Annotated in this window: 17 protein-coding genes; 3 read left to right on the top strand and 14 right to left on the bottom strand. The window is 72.7% G+C overall.

The annotated features are described in order from the left end of the window. Nucleotides 1–134: 134 nt before the first annotated feature. On the top strand, nt 135–338 hold the full coding sequence (locus MT346_RS07970) for a DUF2945 domain-containing protein (RefSeq protein ID WP_243562303.1): 204 nt from the start codon (nt 135–137) through the stop codon (nt 336–338). Here the strand turns inward: MT346_RS07970 and MT346_RS07965 are convergent, their stop codons facing one another. Beyond that, nucleotides 339–1,049, bottom strand: a complete 711-nt coding sequence (locus MT346_RS07965) for a DedA family protein (RefSeq protein ID WP_243562301.1) — start codon at nt 1,047–1,049, stop codon at nt 339–341. A gap of 68 nt (nt 1,050–1,117) precedes the next feature. Between MT346_RS07965 and MT346_RS07960 the strand changes: the two genes are divergently transcribed. Then, complete coding sequence (locus tag MT346_RS07960; protein ID WP_243562300.1) at nt 1,118–2,899, top strand: beta-N-acetylhexosaminidase; 1,782 nt, start codon at nt 1,118–1,120, stop codon at nt 2,897–2,899. A 368-nt stretch (nt 2,900–3,267) separates the two neighbouring features. Here MT346_RS07960 and MT346_RS07955 read toward each other — a convergent pair whose 3' ends face one another. Genes MT346_RS07955 through MT346_RS07945 form a run of 3 tightly spaced genes read right to left on the bottom strand, consistent with a single transcriptional unit; the run spans nt 3,268 to nt 7,210 of the window. After that, complete coding sequence (locus tag MT346_RS07955) at nt 3,268–5,373, bottom strand: fructose-specific PTS transporter subunit EIIC (RefSeq protein WP_243562298.1); 2,106 nt, start codon at nt 5,371–5,373, stop codon at nt 3,268–3,270. After that, the gene (locus MT346_RS07950) at nt 5,370–6,425 is read right to left on the bottom strand and encodes a 1-phosphofructokinase family hexose kinase (protein ID WP_243562297.1); all 1,056 of its coding nucleotides are present in this window, start codon (nt 6,423–6,425) and stop codon (nt 5,370–5,372) included. The genes MT346_RS07955 and MT346_RS07950 overlap by 4 nt, the downstream gene beginning before the upstream one ends. After that, on the bottom strand, nt 6,422–7,210 hold the full coding sequence (locus MT346_RS07945; RefSeq protein WP_243562296.1) for a DeoR/GlpR family DNA-binding transcription regulator: 789 nt from the start codon (nt 7,208–7,210) through the stop codon (nt 6,422–6,424). Before MT346_RS07945 ends, MT346_RS07950 begins: the two co-directional genes overlap by 4 nt. 104 nt (nt 7,211–7,314) lie before the next feature. Here MT346_RS07945 and MT346_RS07940 point away from each other — a divergent pair, with 104 nt between their 5' ends. Further along, on the top strand, nt 7,315–9,318 hold the full coding sequence (locus MT346_RS07940) for an acyltransferase family protein (RefSeq protein ID WP_243562294.1): 2,004 nt from the start codon (nt 7,315–7,317) through the stop codon (nt 9,316–9,318). A 41-nt stretch (nt 9,319–9,359) separates the two neighbouring features. On the opposite strand, the gene MT346_RS07935 is transcribed toward MT346_RS07940, so the two are convergent. The 10 genes from MT346_RS07935 to MT346_RS07895 form a co-directional block, all read right to left on the bottom strand. Then, nucleotides 9,360–9,920, bottom strand: coding sequence for a DUF2231 domain-containing protein (locus MT346_RS07935; RefSeq protein ID WP_243562290.1), 561 nt, complete (start codon nt 9,918–9,920; stop codon nt 9,360–9,362). Nucleotides 9,921–9,998: 78 nt separating this feature from the next. Continuing rightward, nucleotides 9,999–11,168 (bottom strand): ABC transporter permease, encoded by a 1,170-nt coding sequence (locus tag MT346_RS07930; RefSeq protein WP_243562288.1) that lies wholly within the window; start codon nt 11,166–11,168, stop codon nt 9,999–10,001. Next, nucleotides 11,165–11,839 carry an ABC transporter ATP-binding protein gene (locus MT346_RS07925; protein WP_243562287.1) on the bottom strand — a complete coding sequence of 225 codons (675 nt, stop codon included), beginning with the start codon at nt 11,837–11,839 and terminating at the stop codon, nt 11,165–11,167. Before MT346_RS07925 ends, MT346_RS07930 begins: the two co-directional genes overlap by 4 nt. Nucleotides 11,840–11,850: 11 nt before the next feature. Then, entirely contained in the window at nt 11,851–12,900 is a 1,050-nt protein-coding gene (locus tag MT346_RS07920) for a peptidoglycan-binding protein (RefSeq protein ID WP_243562285.1), read from the bottom strand. Next, nucleotides 12,897–13,436, bottom strand: a complete 540-nt coding sequence (locus tag MT346_RS07915; protein ID WP_243562283.1) for a hypothetical protein — start codon at nt 13,434–13,436, stop codon at nt 12,897–12,899. The genes MT346_RS07920 and MT346_RS07915 overlap by 4 nt, the downstream gene beginning before the upstream one ends. Nucleotides 13,437–13,483: 47 nt before the next feature. Then, nucleotides 13,484–14,656: a HAMP domain-containing sensor histidine kinase gene (locus tag MT346_RS07910; protein ID WP_243562281.1), complete on the bottom strand. Its 1,173-nt coding sequence runs from the start codon at nt 14,654–14,656 to the stop codon at nt 13,484–13,486. Next, nucleotides 14,653–15,306: a response regulator transcription factor gene (locus tag MT346_RS07905; protein WP_243562280.1), complete on the bottom strand. Its 654-nt coding sequence runs from the start codon at nt 15,304–15,306 to the stop codon at nt 14,653–14,655. Before MT346_RS07905 ends, MT346_RS07910 begins: the two co-directional genes overlap by 4 nt. A 19-nt stretch (nt 15,307–15,325) precedes the next feature. After that, entirely contained in the window at nt 15,326–15,457 is a 132-nt protein-coding gene (locus MT346_RS18025) for a hypothetical protein (RefSeq protein WP_279396828.1), read from the bottom strand. A 112-nt stretch (nt 15,458–15,569) separates the two neighbouring features. Continuing rightward, nucleotides 15,570–17,738, bottom strand: a complete 2,169-nt coding sequence (locus MT346_RS07900) for an ATP-dependent Clp protease ATP-binding subunit (protein WP_243562279.1) — start codon at nt 17,736–17,738, stop codon at nt 15,570–15,572. 53 nt (nt 17,739–17,791) lie between these two features. Continuing rightward, entirely contained in the window at nt 17,792–19,180 is a 1,389-nt protein-coding gene (locus MT346_RS07895; protein WP_243562277.1) for an MFS transporter, read from the bottom strand. Between the last annotated feature and the right edge of the window lie 80 nt (nt 19,181–19,260).

Below are 19,260 nucleotides of genomic sequence, written 5' to 3'. Positions count from 1 at the left end.
TGCTCAACGGTACGCGTCCCACCAAGCGAAGTCGCGCCGCGTTACGACATCGTGACCGGGGGTACATCCCTGAGTTCATGCGGATGTATGGGGGTCTAGCATGTGCGCCACACACACGACGGAAGGACGGGTCCATGGCGCTGTCGAAGGGCGACGAGGTCCACTGGAACACCTCGCAGGGCACGACCACCGGAACGCTGGTGGAGCAGAAGACCAAGGACTTCACGTTCGACGGGCAGCACTTCAAGCCCACCGACGACGACCCCTACTGGATCGTGGAGTCCGAGAAGTCGGGCAAGCGGGCCGCGCACAAGGAGTCGGCACTCACCCCGGCCTGATCAGGTGCGGTCCGCCGCGCCTGTCCGCGAAACGCGCTCCGCCCGCGAGCGACGGACCCGCCGGACCACGAACACGGCGACCACCACGACGATCGCGGTGTACATCCCGTAGTCGATCCACTCGGTGTACTGCTCCACGCGCTCGTACTGCGTGCCGAGGGCGGCGCCGCCGAGCACGAGGACGCTGTTCCACAGTCCAGACCCCAGGACCGTGAAGAACGAGAACGACACCAGGGGCATCCGGTCGGCACCGGCCGGCAGCGAGATCAGACTGCGGACGATCGGCACCAGACGGCCGAACAGCACCGCGCTGCGACCGTGCCGGTGGAACCACGCCGCGGCCCTGCGGAAGTCGTCCTCGTCGACCAGGGGCAGCTTGCCGAGCCACCGGACGGTCCGCTCGAAGCCGATCACCCGGCCGAGCCAGTAGAGCACCAGGGCCCCGACGTAGGACCCGAGCGTCGCCAGCACCAGCACGAGCACCAGGTTCATCCGCCCCGCACCGGCCAGGAAGCCCGCGAGCGGCAGGATCACCTCGGACGGGATCGGCGGGAACACCGTCTCGACGAACAGCATGAGCGCGACGCCCCACTCGCCCAACCGGTCGATGAGCTGCAGGACCAGGCCCGACAGCCCGCCCATCTCCGAGGTCTCGGGCCCGCCGGAGGCAGCGACGGTGGACACGGTGGCGGCGGCGAGGGCAGTCGTCATGCGCCCATGTTCCCTGAGCGGCCTGACAGCTTGCGCAGAGCACGGCGACGGACGAGCATCATCGGATCGTGGACTTCGACGTGCTCATCCCCCGCCCGCAGCGTTCGACCGCCGGTGTCGGCGCGTTCGCGATCACCCCGTCGACCCGTGTCGCCGCCGACGCCGCCAGCGAGTCCGTCCGCCGGTTCCTGCAGCAGACCCTGCGCGCATCGACCGGCCTGCCGCTCCGCGATGCCGACGGCGACGGCGAAGGCGACGGCGACCAGACCGACTCGACCGGCACAACCGGCACGACCGGCACGACCGGCACAACCGGCACGACCGGCACGACCGGCACGACCGGCGCGATCGTCCTGCGCGTCGACACCACCGGCCTGCCCGAGGGCCCCGGCGGCGCCGTCGACGAGTCCTTCCGCCTGGTCGTGACACCCGACCGGATCCAGGTCACCGGCGGTGCCGCGGCCGGGGTCTTCCACGGCGTCCAGGCCCTGCTCCAGCTGCTGCCCGCCGCCGTGTACCGGAAGGGGCAGGTCGGCACCGCGCCCTGGACCGTCCCAGCCGGCACGATCGAGGACGCCCCCGCCTTCGCCTGGCGCGGCGTGATGCTCGACGTCGCCCGGCACTTCCGCACCACGGCCGAGGTCCTGCGCGTCATCGACCAGCTCGCTGCCCACCGGCTCAACCGGCTGCACCTGCACCTGACCGACGACCAGGGCTGGCGCGTCGAGATCCGGAAGCACCCGCGCCTGACCGAGGTCGGCTCGTGGCGCCGCGAGTCCCAGGTCGGCGCGCACGTCCCCGGCGAGGACGGCGTGCTGCGGCCGGACGCATTCGACGGCCGACCCCATGGCGGGTACTACACGCAGGACGACCTGCGCGAGATCGTCGCCTACGCCGCCGACCGCTTCGTCACCGTCGTCCCCGAGATCGAGACGCCCGGGCACGTCCGGGCCGCCCTCGCGGCGTACCCCGAGCTCGGCGTCCACCCCGACGTCCCGGTCGAGGTCTGGACCGAGTGGGGCATCGCCGAGGACGTCCTCAACGCCGACGACAGCACGATCGACTTCTTCCGCGACGTCCTCGACGAGGTCATCGACCTGTTCCCGAGCCCGTACATCGGCCTGGGCGGCGACGAGTGCCCGAAGGTGCAGTGGGAGTCCGACCCGCGCACGCAGGAGCGCATCCGGTCCCTCGGGCTGGCCGACGAGGAGCAGCTGCAGGCCTGGATCATCGGGCAGCTCGCGGCGCACATCGAGTCGTCGGGCCGCCGCGCGTTCGGCTGGGACGAGATCCTCGAGGGTGGCACGCTCGCGCAGTCCGCGACGGTCGTCTCGTGGCGAGGGCTGCTCGGCGCGACGACCGCGGCACGACGCGGGCACGACGTCATCTCGACGCCGGACGACCAGGTCTACCTGGACTACCGCCAGAGCGACCTGCCGAACGAGCCGATCCCGGTGGCGATCGTGCTGGGCGTCGACGAGGTCTTCGGATTCGACCCGGTGCCCGACGAGCTGACCGACACCGAGCGCGCCCACGTCATCGGCGGCCAGGGCAACATGTGGACCGAACACGTCGACGACGTCCGGAAGCTCGACTACCAGCTCTTCCCCCGGGTCGCCGCACTCGCCGAGGCCCTGTGGTCCGCCGACGTCACGGGGCCCCGCGACCTCGAGGACTTCCGACGCCGCCTGCGCGTGCACCTGGCCCGCCTCGATGCGATGGGCATCGAGTACCGGCGCGACACCGGACCGCTGCCGTGGCAGGAGCGCCCCGGCGTGCCGGGGCGCCCGTCCTCGCGCGAGGAACGCGCGACCTACATCGACGCGGTGACCGCGAACATCGCCGACTGACCGCGCCGCCGTCCCGGACACCCCTCGCCCGCCCCGCGTCCGCCCGTCGCCCGCCGTCCCGGACATCCCTCGTCCGCCCCTCGCCCGCCCCTCGTCCGCCCCGCTGCGCTCCTTCGACCGGTCACGACACCCCGCTCACGTTCGCTGACCGGTCAAGGATCGTCGGTTCGATGCTGGCGGAACGACGATCTGTGACCGGCCCGCGTCTGCCAGGCGGGGTGTCGTGACCGCTCGCCGTGGCGGGCGGCCGACCACCCGACCACCCGACCACCCGACACCGGACCGACGACGGACGGGAGGCCCGGTGCCAGCTGGCACCGGGCCTCCCGTCCGTCAGGTGGTCGCGCGGACGACGCGGGTCGCGCGGACTACGCGGCGACCGGCGTGCGCTGTCCGACCGTCTCGCCGGCCACGGCGGCCTGCTCAGCCGCTGCGGCGTCCGCAGCCGGAGCCCGACGCACCCACTTCTTCAGCGCCACCAGCACGAGTGCCGAGACGACGGTTCCGGCCAGGATCGCGACGATGAACATGCCCACGTCGCCGATCGCGAAGAACACGAAGATCCCACCGTGCGGGGCCCGCGACGTCACGCCGGCACCCATCGAGATCGCACCGGTGACGGCAGCGCCGATCATCGAGGCCGGGATGACGCGCAGCGGGTCGGCCGCGGCGAACGGGATCGCACCCTCGGAGATGAACGAGGCACCGAGCAGCCACGCGGCCTTGCCGTTCTCGCGCTCGGGCTTCGTGAAGCCCTTGCGGTACAGCACCGTGGATGCGAGCGCCAGGGCCAGCGGCGGCACCATGCCGGCCGCCATGACCGCGGCCATGATCTCGAACGGCACCACGTTGGTCGCGGTCCCCGCCCCCAGGCCCGCGACGGCGAACGCGTAGGCGACCTTGTTGACCGGGCCACCCAGGTCGAATGCCATCATCAGGCCGAGGATGATGCCGAGCAGGATCGCCGAGGCGCCGGAGAGCGAGTTGAGGAAGCCGGTCAGCTGGGTCATGACCCACGCGATCGGTCCGCCGAGCACCAGCAGCAGCAGACCCGAGGCGATGATCGACGCCAGCAGCGGGATGATCACGACCGGCATCAGGCCACGCAGCCAGCGCCAGACCGGGATGCGCCCGATCCAGTACGCGGCGGCACCAGCGATCAGGCCACCGACCAGGCCGCCCAGGAACCCGGCGTTCATGAAGACGGCGATCGACCCGGCGACGAACCCCGGCGCGATGCCCGGACGGTCGGCCATGGCGTAGGCGATGTAGCCGGCGAGCGCTGCGACCAGGAAGCCGAGCGAGACGCCACCGATCTGGAACGCGGCCGCACCGAGGTAGTACGCCAGGCCCTGCGGCGGCAGGTTGATGAGCGTGTAGTTCGTCAGCGTGTAGACGGCGTTGTTCTGGCCCGAGTTGCCGTGGGTCAGCGCGATGCCGTACCCGGCGAGCAGGAAGCCGAGCGCGATGAGCAGCCCGCCGCCCGCCACGAACGGGATCATGTACGACACACCGGTCAGCAGCCAGCGCTTCAGGGACTGCCCGAAGTGCTCGTCCTTGGCGGTGCTCGACCCGGCCTCACCGACGGTGCCGGACACCCGGGCGGCGTTCGGGTCCTCGCTGGCGCGCAGGGCCTCGGCGATCATCGCGTCGGGCTCGTCCACGCCGCGCTTGACCGGTCCGGAGACCAGCGGCTTGCCGGCGAAGCGCGAGCGGTCGCGCACGTCGACGTCGACCGCGAACACGACGGCGTCGGCGCGGGCGATGAGCGCGGGGTCGAGGGGCTCGACCTGCGAGGAGCCCTGCGTCTCGACGTGCATCTCGGCGCCGGCCCGCTTGGCAGCGGCGACCAGGGCGTCGGCAGCCATGTAGGTGTGCGCGATGCCGGTCGGGCAGGCGGTGACGCCGACGATGACCTTGCGGCCGGCGGCGGGTGCCTCGGGGCTGGCCGGGGCCGCACCGGAGGCCCGGGGCGCGCCCGTCACACCGGCGTCGGCGACCTCGCCGGTCACCTCGCGGTCGACCAGGTCGACGATCTCCTGCTGCGTGGTCGCGGCGCGCAGGGCGGCGGTGAAGTCGTCGCGGATGAGCGCGCGGGCCAGCGTCGACAGGACCGTCAGGTGGTCCTTGTCAGCGCCCTCGGGCACGGCGATCATGAAGACCAGGTCGGCGTCGCCGTCGGGGGCGCCGAAGGGCACCGTCCGGGCCAGACGGGACATGGCCAGCGTGGGCTCGGTGACCGAGGCCGACCGGGCGTGCGGGATGGCGATGCCACCGGGGACGCCGGTGCCGACCGAGGCCTCGCGCTTGATGGCGTCGGCGGCCAGGGACTCGCCCGACGCCGCACGGCCACTCGCGGCGACGCGGTCGGCCAGCACGCGGATGACGTCGGCCGAGGTCGCGCCGAGGTCCTCGTCGAGGCCGACGAGGGGGACGCTGATCAGGCCCGGGCTCGTGTCTCGCGCAGCGGTCATGGTGTGCTCCTTTGCAGTGACGCAGTGGGGGTTCGGGGGGTGGTGTCGGTGGGCGTGGTGTCGGTGCGTGTCGTGTCGGCGGGGCCGAGCCGGGTGACCGTGACGGCGCCCGGGTCGGTGTGGTCGAGGGCCGGGACGTCGCTGCCGGGCAGTGCCGCGGCTGCTGCTCCGGTGGCGACGGCCTGGGCGAGCCGCTCGCCGGGTGGTGCTCCGGCGACCTCGGCCAGCAGGTAGCCGGCGAGCGAGGAGTCCCCCGCACCGACCGTCGAGCGGGCCGTGATCCTGGGCGCCGCGGCGGCGAAGACCCCGTCGGGGCCGACCAGCACGGCGCCGGCACTGCCCAGGGTGAGCAGGACGCTCTCGACCCCGCGGGCACGCAGCCGTTCGGCCGCCGCGGCAGCGAGCCCGAGGTCGCGCTCGTACGCGTCGGGGTCACCGCCGACGACCTCGGCGAGCTCTTCGGCGTTCGGCTTCACCAGGTCGATCCGCTCGCCGGACGACAGCAGGGCCGTGAACGGGACGCCGGACGAGTCGACCGCGATCTTGACGTCGTCGCCGTGCCGGGCACGGACGGCGCGGACCAGGACGGCGAGGGCGTCGTCGGGGAGCCCCGGCGGCAGCGATCCGGCGAGCACGACCCAGCGGGCGCGGGGCCCGGTCGCGGTGGCCGAAGCGGTGTCGGCGACCAGGTCGGCCAGGTCCTGCAGGCGTCCGGCCAACGAGGGGCCGGGTTCGTTGAGCTTCGTCGTGGTGCCGGTGGGCTCGGTCACGGTGACGTTCGAGCGGAGCGGGGCGCCGATCGGCAGCGCGGCGGTCGGGATGCCGCGCACGGCCAGCCCGAGCAGCACCGGGTCGAGCTCGTCGCCGGGCAGGACGGCCACGGTGTCCCCGCCGCTGGCGACCACGACCCGCGAGACGTTGACGCCCTTGCCGCCCGGCTCGGCGGTGCTGCGGGTGGCGCGCTGGACGACCCCGCGCTGCAGTTCGCCGGCGAGCTCGATGGTGCGGTCGAGCGACGGGTTCGGCGTCACGGTGACGATGCGGGCGCTCATGCGACGACCACCTCGACGTCGGCGTCGGCCAGGGCGACGGCCAGGTCGGCCGGGGGCTGCTCGTCGGTCACGAGCGTGTCGATCTCGTCCAGGCGGGCGAAGCGCATCAGCGCCTCGACGCCGTGCTTGGCCGCGTCGGCGAGCACGACGCTGCGACGGGCGGCGAGCACGTACGCGCCCTTGACCCCGGCCTCGTACTCGTCCGGGGTGCTCAGCCCGAAGCCGGCCGACAGGCCGTTCGTGCCGACGAAGGCGATGTCCGGGCGCAGGGCCCCGATCTGCTCGACGGTGGCGGTGCCGACCGCGGCGCTCGTGACCCCGCGGACCCGTCCGCCCAGCAGGTGCAGCTCGACGTGCGCGCTGTGCTGCAGCGTCGCGGCGATCGGGACGGAGTTCGTCACGACGGTGATCGTCGCCCCGGCCTCGGCGGGCTCCCACCGTGTGAGCTCCGACGCGACGGCGGCGCAGGTCGTCCCGGCGTCCAGGGCGATCGACCCGGTGAAGGTCGGCGGCAGCAGGCGCATCGCGGCCCGGGCTATCGCGGACTTGGCCGAGCCGTGCTGTCCCTCGCGCTCGGCGACGGTGAGCTCGACGACGCTGGAGCGCCCGATCGGGACCGCTCCCCCGTGCACGCGGCGCAGGACCCCGGCGGTCTCGAGCAGGTCCAGGTCGCGGCGGACGGTCTCGGTGGTGACGTCGAAGTGCTCGGCGAGGTCGGCGACGGAGACCCGGCCGGCACTGTGCAGCTGCGCGGCGATCGCATCATGGCGCTCCGTTGCGTACATGCCCGAACTCCTTCGTTCCCGTTGGTTTCGAGCACCATACGCCGCAAACCCACATGATCGCAACCGTCGATCCCACATCGGCTGGCACCTGATATTGTTATTTCATGTCCCAGTCTCCCGAACCCGCGCGCCGACGCGACGTCCAGGGTCTCCGCGCGGTCGCCGTGCTCGGTGTGCTCGCCTTCCACGCGGGGGTTCCCGGCGTCACCGGGGGCTTCGTCGGTGTCGACGTGTTCTTCGTGATCTCCGGCTTCCTGATCACCGGGAACCTGCTGCGCGACCGGGCCACCCACGGGCGCGTCCGCCTGGGACACTTCTTCCGCAACCGTGTGGCGCGCCTGGCGCCGGCAGCGACCGCGACCGTGGCGGCGACCGTCCTCGTGGCGTTCCTGGTCGCGCCGCCCCTGGACCGCATCGGCATCCGGGTGCAGGCGATCGCGGCGCTGGTCGGGGCCGAGAACCTGCAGCTCGCACGGACCGGCACCGACTACCTCGCCGACCACGTCGCCGGTCCGTTCCAGCAGTTCTGGTCCCTCGGGGTCGAAGAGCAGTTCTACCTCGGATGGGCGCTCGTAGTGGCGGGGATCCTGGCGGTGCCGGCCCTCCGCCGACGACTGCTCGTCGTGACCGCCGCCCTGTGCACCGTGAGCTTCGTCGCGATGGTCGCACAGACGTCGGCGAGCGGCCCGTGGGCGTTCTTCGGTCCCCACAGCCGCGCCTGGGAGCTCGGGGTCGGGGCCGTTGCCGCGGTCGTCCTCGCACGGGCCCGCCGTCGCGCAGCAGTCCCCGCGCACGTGCTGTGGCGGTGGTCCGGACTGCTCGGCATCGGGCTGGTCGCCGTGTCGTTCGTCGTGTTCGACGGGTCCACCCCGTTCCCCGGACCGCTCACGCTCGTGCCGGTGGTCGGCGCGCTCCTGCTCGTCGTCCCCGGCCCGGCTGACGACCCGGTGCGGCAGCTGCTGTCGACCCGGCCGATGCGGTGGATCGGGGACCGGTCGTACTCGCTGTACCTGTGGCACTGGCCCGCGCTCGTGCTCGCGGCCACCGCCGTGGGGCGACCACTCACGCCCCTCGAGACCGCCGCGGCGCTCGCAGCCGCCGTCGTGCTCGCCTGGGCCGGGCACGCGGTGTTCGAGGTGCGGGTCTCGGCCTGGGCACGTCGGACACGCACCAGGCCCGTCGTCCTGGTGGCCGTCGTCGCCGCGGTGGCCGTCGCCGTCGTACCCGCGACCGCGCTGCCGGTCCTGCACACCACGACGGTCGCACCCACTGCCAGTGCTGCCCGTGTCCTCGGCGGGCCGTGGGCGCCACCGGCGGTGCCACGGAACCTGACGCCGTCACTGGCATCCGCGACGGACGACGTGCCCAGACTGTACGCGTCCGGATGTCACGCGGACTTCGACGCGGTCACGACCCGGGCATGCCGGACCGGCGCGGGCGCGCGGACGATGGTGCTGTTCGGCGACTCGCACGCGGCGCAGTGGGCGTCCCCCCTGACGACCGTGGCCGACCGGCAGCACGCAGCCCTGGTGACGATGACGAAGTCGTCGTGCCCGAGTGTCGACCTGACCGTGTCGTCCGTCGAACTCGGCCGGACCTACCGCGAGTGCGACCTGTGGCGGCGGGACGCACTCCGCCGCATCACCGCGATGCGACCCGACGTCGTTGTCCTGGCGAACGCCGCGAACTCGTACGCGGCGGACACCGACGCCGCGGGGTGGGGACACGCACTCGAACACACGATCCACGACCTCCGGGCGTCCGGGGCCGCAGTGGTGCTCGTCGGCGACACCCCGTTCTGGGACGAGACGCCCGACCGGTGTCTGTCCGCCGCGCTGCACGACGTCGGGCGGTGCGCCGCGCCCCGCGACACGCTCGTCGACACGGCGCGGACGACGGCACAGGCCGAGGTCGCCGCGCGCACCGGCGTGACCTGGATCGACCCCCTGCCCTGGATCTGCCGCGACGTCTGCGCTCCGGTGCTCTGGAACGTCCTGATCTACCGCGACGCGAACCACCTGACGGACACCATGGCCCGTGCGCTCGAACCGCGGCTCGCCGACGCGCTGGCACCCGTGCTCGGACCCGCCCGTCCGGCCGGTCCCTGAGCCCCGCGCCCACGGACGGTCCGTCGACCCGCGACGGGTCGTCAGTGGATCCCGTCGAACGGCACCTCGCCGGCCGCGCTGACACCGGCACGCTGCCGGTAGGCCAGGTGTCCGCCCAGGTACCCCCCGACACCGACGACGGCCAGCCCGGCGAACCCGAGCACCTTGCCGGCGCCGTGGTTCCCGGCCCGCCGCTGCGCCCAGGACAGTCCGTACAACGAGATGCCGACCCAGTTGACCGCCTGGTGCACCCACCCGGTGCGCAGCTGTTTCGTCCCGAGCTCGGCCCAGTCGACGTAGCCGGCCACCGACGCGCTGCCCGCCGACGCCAGGCCGACGCCGACCAGGGTCGTCGCGGCCTTCGCGTTGCCCTTCCCGCCCAGCAGGTCGAGCACCGCGGCCGAGATCCACGTGCCCAGGGGCACCTGCACCATCAGCGGGTGGATCGGGTGCCCGAAGGGCACTCCGTGCAGCAGCTGCCGCAGGGCTCGCGGCCTGGCGGTCGCACGGACGACGGCCCGGTCGAAGGCCACGGCCTTGTCCAGGACGCTGGCGTCCTCGATGGCATCGGTCATGCGCCTCAGCGCTCGGATCTCCGGCATGCACCGGACGCTAGGCCCCCGGGCCCGGTGCGGTCCCAGGGACCGGCACCGGGCCTCCCGGCTGACCGCGTCGTGTCCTCAGACCGCGGCCAGCGCGCTCGTCGGGGGGATGCGCGCGGCGCGGGCCGCCGGCCAGAGCCCGGCGACCCCGCCGATCACGACGGTCGCGCCGAGGCCGCCGCCGACCGCCCACAGCGGGACCGCGACCGGCCACCCCTGTCCGACCGCGAAGGCGACCGTCACCCCGAGCCCGATCACCACGCCCGCGATGCCCCCCACGAACGACAGCAGCAGCGACTCGACCAGGAACTGGTCACGGATGTTCCGGCGCCGCGCACCCAGCGCCCGCCGCACCCCGATCTCGGCGCGACGTTCCAGCACGGTGATGACCATCGTGTTCGCCACCCCGATGCCACCGACCAGCAGCGCGACACCGCCGATCCCGACCAACAGCCCCGTGAAGGACTCGTCCGTGGCGTTCTTCGCGGCGAGCGCGTCCGACGGCCGGGTGACCCCGACGTCCTGTGCGTGTCCGGGGCTGATCGCGTCGGCCAGGACCCCGCGTGCGTCGGCGACGCGGTCCGGGTCCACCCGCGTGTAGACCGCCGTCGGGTGACCGTCGAACCCGAGTGTGGCGGCCAGCCCGCGCGGGACGAACACCTGGTTGTCCAGGTCCGCGGCGAGCGCGATCGGATCGAGGACGCCCACGACCTGCACCCACCGTCCGTCGATCCAGACCCGCGCGTCGGCGTCCACGTGGTCGATGCCGAGGTTCGCGGCGGCGCTCGCCCCGAGGACGACCTGCGGCAGCGCGGTCGGGGCCGTGTCGAGCCACCGACCCGAGGCGACCGTGCCGCCGAGGACCGCGGGGACGTCGCCCCACGCCCCCGTCACGCCGATGCCCTTCGTCTCGGCGGTCGGGACGTGGTCGTTGCGGTACGCCGAGCCGCCCGGCACGGTGCCGACCCCGGCGGCCCCGAGGACGTCGTCCTGCCGGAGCGCCGAGGCCACGGCGGTGTCCGGCAACGGCGGTCGTTCCCCGAACCCCTGTGCCGGGGTGACGGTGAGCACGTTCGTGCCCAGCTGGTCCAGCACGCGGTCGAGTGCGGCCTTGCTCGACGACGAGATCCCGACGACCGCGATCATCGCCGCGATGCCGATCGCGATGCCGAGGGCGGACAGGACGACGCGGGTCGGCCGGGTGCGCAACCCGAACACGCCGAGCCGGAACAGGTCGCCGGCGTTCACCGTGCGCTCCCGAGCGGCTGCCGGGCGTCGTCGTGCTCCACCAGTCCGTCGCGCATGCGCACCCGGCGGGGCAGGGACGCCGCCAGCTCCAGGTCGTGGGTGATGACGAGCACGGTGGTGCCGCCGTCGTTGAGTTCGCGGAGCAGCGCCAGGACCGCGGCCCCCGACACCGAGTCGAGCGCACCGGTCGGCTCGTCGGCGAGCAGGATGCTCGGGTCGCCGACGATCGCCCGGGCGATGGCGACGCGTTGCTTCTCGCCACCCGAGAGCTGGTCCGGTCGGTGGTCGACGCGGTGCCCCAGGCCGACGCGCTCGAGCGCAGCGACCGCCCGGAGACGGCGCTGGCGACGCGGGACCCCGGCGTAGAGCAGGCCGTCGGCGACGTTCTCGGCCGCGGTGGCCCCGGACTGCAGGTGGAAGTGCTGGAACACGAAGCCGACGTGCTCGGCACGCAACTGCGAGAGCGCGTCGTCCGTCATCGTGTCGACGTCGTTGCCGGCGATCGTCACGGTGCCCGCGGTCGGACGGTCGAGGGTGCCCACGATGTTGAGCATCGTCGACTTCCCCGAGCCGGACGGCCCGACGACGGCGACGAGCTCGCCGTGGTCGATCTCGAGCGAGACCCCGCGCAGGGCACCGACGTCGCCGTAGGTCTTCGTGACGTCGCGCACCGACAGCACGCTCACGACGGCACCACGACCCGGTCGCCGGCGTGCAGCGCACCCGTGACGGCGACCTTGCCACTGGCGACGAAGCCCGCCTGCACCGGAACACGCTTCGTGGTCCCGTCGCGGCGCACCACCTCGACCGCGTACCCGCCGCCGGACCCGGCACCGGCGACGAGCGCCGCCACGGGGACGGTGAGCACGTCGGTCTCCCGCTGCCCCTGGGCCTCGACCTGCGCCGAGGCCGCGGCCGGCAGTGTGCGGTCCCCGGGGTCGAAGCCGACCGTGACGTCGACGGACGCGGTGCCGTCCTTGCCGGTGGTCGGGACCGCGTCGACGACGGTGCCGTCCATCGCCGCGCCCGTGCCGTTGACCCGGACCCGGACGGCCGTGCCCACCGCCAGGCGCTCGGCCTCGCGCTGGGCCACCGTCGCCCGGACGACGCGTGCCGTGCTCGTGACGCGCAGGACGTCGCCACCGGCCGGCTGCCCGAGCACCCCGGTCACGGCGTCGACCCGGACGTCGCCCGGGACGAAGGCGATGTCGTCCGCCGTCACCACCCCGGTCACCGGCATCCGGCGGTCGTGCTGCCAGCGCTTGACGGCCGCCGCGGTCCGGCGTCCGAAGACGTCGTCGACGGCGACGTCGTACCCCAGCGCAGCGAGGTCCTGGTTGAGCTGCTGCACGTCGGCCCCGCGGGCACCGGGTGCCAAGGTCCGCCACAGCGGGGTGGTCCCGTGCATCGCGCGGACCGGGTGCTCGTCGACCGCGTACAGGGGTTCGTCCTGGTGGATCACCTGGCCCGGCGCCGGCAGCCACGTGAGCGTGCCCGTCGCAGCGCCCGGCACCGAGGACGGGGCACCGTAGCCGAGCGACCCGGCGAAGGTCTTCGTGTCGACCAGGTCGCCCCGCTCCACCGCTGCGGTGGGGTGGTGGCGCGGGGCGCTCGTCGTGTCGGCGCGGGACGCCGCCGGGTCGAGCACGGCCCAGGTGCCGACACCGGCCCCGAGCACCACGACCAGACAGACGCCTGCGATGGCGGTCCGGCGCGCGGCCACCCGCCTCACGACCCCGCTCCGGACCTGGTCGCCGGTGCGAAGTCGCGCCCGCAGGCCGTGCCGGCTTCGTCGAACGCGTCGGGGTCGCCGGGGACCTGGTAGGTGGCCTGAGCGTCGAGGGAGTCCGGGAAGTCCTCGTACCCGTGCTCGCGCAGGCAGGCAGCGACCTTCTTCGCCCGGCGGACCAGGTCCTGGTCGGGGAACTCGGAGTCGTCGCCCGTCGCGGTGCCCGGTGCAGCGTGTCCGCCGGTCCCGGCGCACGCGGCGAAGTCTGCGTCCCACTGGGCCGGGTCGACGCCGTCCGGCCGGCCGACCGAGAACTTGCCTGCAGACGGGTCCGCCATGTCGTAGCCCTTGGCGCGCATGCACGCCGCCGTCTTCGACGCGGCGCGGTCCGCGGATCCGGCGCCGGCACTCGGCGCACCGCTGGCAGAGCCGTCGGGTGACGAGCTGCATCCGGCCAGGACGGCAGGCAGCAGCAGGGCAGCGGCAGTGAGCGCCACGATCTGGGCGCGGAGGGTCTTCGTTCGTGAACTGGTGTGCATGCACCCAGCACAGCGGAACCGCTGTTTCGTCCCGGGTACCCGTCAGGTCACATCGGCGAAACACCGACGCGCACGACGAGTCCGCCGCCGGGTCGCGGCGTGATCGCCAGCGTCCACCCGTGGGCACGGACCACGGCCTGCACGATCGACAGGCCGAGCCCGCTGTGCCGACGCGTGCCGTCCACACCGTTCCGCCGGAAGGGCTCCGTCAGGGCGCCGACCGCGTCGTCCGACACGGTCGGTCCGGTGTTCTCGACGACGAGTCCACTGCGCTCGACCGTCACCCGGACGATGCCGTCGGGCACGTTGTACTCGAGCGCGTTGTCGACCAGGTTGGTCACGACCTGGCGCACGAGCGTCGGTTCGCCGGTCAGACCGACGGGAGGCTCGCCCCGCGTCACGCAGACCACGCGCGCGCCACCGGCACGCTCGGCCCGCACCGCCGTGGTCACCTGGTCGACGATCGCGGGCAGGTCGAGCGCTTCGCGGGGTACCGAGATCCCGCGTTCGGCCTGTGCCAGCACCAGCAGGCTCTCCACCAGGTGCTCGGTGCGACGGTTGTGGTCGAGCAGCTGTCCACGTGCGACGGCGATCTCATCGGGGGTCGCGTCGTCGGGCAGGCCGATCTGCAGTGCCGCGCGCTGGACGGCCAGCGGCGTCCGGAGTTCGTGCGATGCCTGGGCGACGAACCGTCGCTGGCTCTCGAACGCCGTCTCCAGCCGCGCGAGCAGGGCGTCGACGGTGCCCGAGAGCCGTCGGAGTTCGTCGTCGGGTCCGTCGAGGGCGATGCGCTCGTGCAGGTTCGACGCCGAGATGCGGGTCGCCGCCCGGGTGATCCGGTCGATCGGCCGCAGGACCCGCCGTGTGACCAGCCACCCGACACCACCGGCGAGCGCCCCCGCGGCGACGATGCCGATCGCGGACCACTGCCACTGCAGGGTGGAGACCGTCGACACGATCGTCCCCTCGGCGGGCTGCGGGGCGGGTCCGCTCGTCATGGGCAGCGCGGTCGCCGCGGCCCACCCCGGAGCAGCGGGAGCAGCCGGCGGAGCAGGGTCCACCGATGCTGGAGCCGACGCCGTCCCCTCGCGTTGGAACACCCGCGTGAAGGACTGCTGCGACGCGACGTTGACGAACACCAGCACCGCCGTGGTCAGTGCCATCGAGGCCACGGCGAACAACAGCGCCGTCCGGACCCGGATGCTCCAGGAGCGCCTCACACCGCGTAGCCGGCGCCCGGCACGGTCCGGATCGGGTCGGGGTCGCCGAGCTTCCGGCGCAGCTTGGACATCGTCACCCGCACGGCGGCGGTGAACGGGTCGATGTTCATGTCCCAGACCTTCTCGAGCAGTTCCTCGCTCGACACGATCCGGCCGTCGGCGCGCAGCAGGGTCTCGAGCACGCCGAGCTCCTTCGCCGTCAGGTCGAGCGGTCGGCCGTCGCGCGTCACCATGCGGCGGTTGGTGTCGAGCACGATGCCGCCGCGTTCGAGCACGGGCGCGACGGGTGCGGTGCTGCGGCGCCCGAGGGCCCGCACGCGCGCGACGAGCTCCGGGTACTCGAAGGGCTTCGCCAGGTAGTCGTCGGCGCCGAGTTCCAGCCCGTGCACCCGGTCGGTCAGTGTCGCCGCGGCCGTGAGCATCAGGATGCGCGTCAGGCTGCCGTGTGCCGCCAGACGCCGCGCGATCTCGTCACCGTGCACACCGGGGACGTCACGGTCGAGCACCACGACGTCGTAGTCGTTGACCGCGAGCATCTCGTCGGCGGTGTCGCCGCGGTAGGCGACGTCGACCGCCATGTCCTGCCGTGACAGCCCCCGCGCGATGAGGTCGGCCAGGGTCGTCTCGTCGTCCACCACCAGAACTCGCACACCGGTAGTACACGACATGTCACTGTGCTGGGGCTGAGTCGAGGGTCACCGACCCCGATCGCTCGTCGACCCGGACGACGAACGCGGTGACGGCCCCCGTCGGGGCGGAGACGGTGGCCAGGGGAACGGTGTCGATCGTCAGGTGGTCCATGTGCCGAGCCTTCCCGGTCCGGCGTTTCGTCGACGTTTCGCGCTCTGGGCGATGCACAGCAGGCCCGGTGCCGGTCCGTCGGACCAGCACCGGGCCTGCTGTGCGTGCTGCACTACTCCTCGACGATCTCGGCCAGTTCGAACGGCTCGACCGTCAGGCCGTCACCGCCCTCGGCGACGTCCACCCGCACCGTGTCGCCGTCACGCACGTCTCCGGCCAGGATCGCCCGCGCCAGGTGGTCGTCGATCTGCCGCTGCATGAGGCGACGCAAGGGGCGGGCGCCGTAGACCGGGTCGTAGCCGCGTTCCGCCAGCCACTGGCGTGCCTGCGGCGTGACCGCGAGCTCGAGCCGACGGTCGGACAGCCGGCGGGCCAGCCGGTCGACGTACAGCGAGACGATCTGGCCGAGGTCCTCGGCCGTCAGCGCCTGGAACACCACGATGTCGTCGAGCCGGTTGACGAACTCCGGACGGAAGGCCTGCTGCACGAGGTCCCGCACGGCTTCCTCGCGCTGGTCGGCCGTGATCGACATGTCGGTCATGAACTGCGAGCCGAGGTTCGAGGTCAGCACCATGATCGTGTTCCGGAAGTCGACCGTGCGGCCCTGGCCGTCGGTCAGTCGCCCGTCGTCCAGCACCTGCAGCAGCACGTCGAAGACCTCGGGGTGTGCCTTCTCGACCTCGTCCAGCAGGATCACCGAGTACGGACGACGCCGGACCGCTTCGGTGAGCTGCCCGCCGGCCTCGTACCCGATGTACCCGGGCGGAGCACCGATCAGGCGTGCGACGGAGTGCTTCTCGCCGTACTCGCTCATGTCGATGCGGACCAGGGCCTTCTCGTCGTCGAACAGGAACTCGGCGAGCGCCTTGGCGAGCTCGGTCTTGCCGACACCGGTCGGGCCGAGGAACAGGAACGACCCGGTCGGTCGATCCGGGTCCGAGATGCCCGCGCGGGTGCGGCGGACGGCTTCGGAGACGGTGCTGACGGCGGTGCGCTGCCCGATGATCCGGCGGCCGAGCTCGGTCTCCAGGTGCAGGAGCTTCTCGGTCTCGCCCTGCAGCAGTCGCCCGAGCGGGATGCCCGTCCACTGCGCGATGACGGCGGCGATGTCCTCGTCGGTGACGCTGTCGTTCACCATCCGGTCGGCGCCCTCGGCCTGTTCGGCGGCGGCGAGCTCGGCCTCGATCCGGGGCTTCTCGCCGTACTCCAGCCGCGACACCGTGGCGTAGTCGGCTTCGCGCTGGGCCCGCTGCGAGCGCATGTTCAGGTCGTCGAGCTGTTGCTTGAGCTCACCGATCCGGTTGAGCGAGGCCCGTTCGGCCTGCCACCGTTCCTCGAGCACGCCCAGGCGTTCCTCGCGCGAGCGGAGTTCCCCGCGCAGGGTCTCGAGCCGGGCCTTGGACGCGTCGTCCTTCTCCTGCTTGAGCGCGAACTCCTCGACCCGCAGTCGGTCGACGTTCCGCTTGAGCTCGTCGATCTCGACCGGGCTGGAGTCGATCTCCATCCGCAGGCGCGACGCGGCCTCGTCGATCAGGTCGATCGCCTTGTCGGGCAACTGGCGGCCGGAGATGTACCGGTTCGACAGGCTCGCCGCGGCCACGAGCGCGGAGTCGTTGATGGTGACCTTGTGGTGCGCTTCGTACCGTTCCTTGAGCCCGCGCAGGATCGCGATGGCGTCCTCGACGCTGGGTTCGCCCACGTACACCTGCTGGAAGCGCCGCTCGAGCGCCGCGTCCTTCTCGATGTACTGGCGGTACTCGTCGAGCGTGGTCGCACCGATCAGGCGGAGTTCACCGCGCGCCAGCATCGGCTTGAGCATGTTCGACGCGGCGACGGATCCCTCGCCCCCGCCGGCGCCCATCAGCGTGTGCAGCTCGTCGATGAACGTGATCACCTGGCCGTCGGACTCGTTGATCTCCTTGAGGACGTCCTTCAGCCGCTCCTCGAACTCGCCGCGGTACTTCGCACCCGCGATGAGCGCCGAGATGTCGAGCGACACCAGCCGCTTGTCCTTGAGCGAGTCGGCGACGTCGCCGGCGACGATGCGCTGCGCGAGTCCCTCGACGACCGCGGTCTTGCCCACGCCGGGCTCGCCGATGAGCACGGGGTTGTTCTTGGTGCGGCGCGTCAGCACCTGCGACACGCGCCGGATCTCGGCGTCACGGCCGATCACGGGGTCGAGCTTGCCGCTCCGTGCGATCGCCGTCAGGTCGACGCCGTACTGCTCGAGGGCGGTCTTCTGCCGCTCGGCAGAGTCAGGAGCGCCCTGGAGGTTCGCCATGCGTTCTGTCCTTTCCTTGCGTCGGATCTGAACTTGAGTCTACTGCACTCAACTCAGGATCGCGTGGTCGGATTCCGGATCCCGAGCGCGCTGACCACGGCGCCGGCCGCCAGCAGCACGGCCATCACGAGCATCGCCCGGTGCAGGCCGCCCACACTGACACCGCCGCCCAGGACGACCCCGGCCAGGGCCACCGTCACCAGTCCGGCGATGCGCGCGACGGCGTTGTTGACGGCCGATCCCGCGCCGGCCTCGGACTGCGGCACCGATCCCAGCACGGCACTCGTGAGCGGGGTCACCATGGTCGCGATCCCCGCCCCGATCAGCACCAGCCCCGGCAGCACCGACCACCAGTAGGCAGCGGGGTCGTCTCCCGCCAGCAGCAGCACGAGCGCGCCGACCGCCGCGATCGCCGGACCCGCCGCCATGAACCACCGTGGACCGTACCGCCCGGCGAGCGACCCGACCGTGGTCGAGAGCAGCAGCAGCATGACCGTCGGCGGCAGGGTCGCCAGGCCCGCCAGCCAGGCCGGGAAGCGCCAGATCTCCTGCAGGAACAGCGTCACCACGAAGAACACCATCCCGAGCGCGCCGTAGATCGACAGCGTGGCCAGGTTGCCGACCGCGAAGTTGCGCGCCCGGAACAGCCCGAGCGGGACGAGCGGCGCACCGGTTCCCCGCATCACACGCAGCTCCCAGGGCACGAACGCGACGAGCGCCACGCCACCGACGACCAGCGCCGCGACCACCGCCGGGGCTCCCCACCCGAGCCGCTCCTGCTCGATGAGCCCGAGCACGACACCACCCACACCGAGCACCGCGAGCACCGCGCCGACGACGTCGACCGGGGGACGGTGCCCCGCCACCACGTCGCCCGAGATCCGGCGCACCAGCACGATCGTCACCGCGATCGGGACCGCCGTCAGCACGAAGATCCACCGCCACCCGATCCCGTCCACGATCAGCCCGCCGACCACCGGGCCGACGATCACCGCAGCGCTCGACCACGCCGTCCACGACCCGATGGCCTTGGCCTGCGCCGCGCCCCGGTAGGCCGCGACGATCAGTGCCAACGCGCTCGGGGTGACGAGTGCGCCGCCGACGCCCTGCAGTGCCCGGGCGACGATGAGCACGACGCCCGTGGGTGCGATCGCGCAGAGCACCGAGGCGACCCCGAACACCACGAGCCCCCACGTGACGATCCGGACGCGACCGAACAGGTCCGACAGCGAGCCGGCGACCAGGATCAGCGAACCGAGGGTGACCAGGTACGCGTCCACCGTCCACTGCTGCACGACGAGTCCGCCGCCGAGCTCGGTCTTGATCGCCGGGAGCGCCACGTTCACCACGCTCGAGTCCAACCCCACGACGAAGGACGCCAGGATCGCGACGACGAGCACGGTACGGCGGTCGTCGCGCAGTGGCGCGGGGTGGGTGGTCACCTGCTCATCATGCGCCTGCGCGGCGGGGCGGGCCGGGGTGTCGCGCCGCTCGTCATCGCACCCGCGCCGGACACGACGAA

This window comes from Curtobacterium sp. VKM Ac-2922, assembly GCF_022815645.1.
Classification (GTDB): domain Bacteria; phylum Actinomycetota; class Actinomycetes; order Actinomycetales; family Microbacteriaceae; genus Curtobacterium.
Note: the sequence above shows the minus strand (reverse complement) of the source record. Positions and strands in the feature narration are given on the sequence as shown.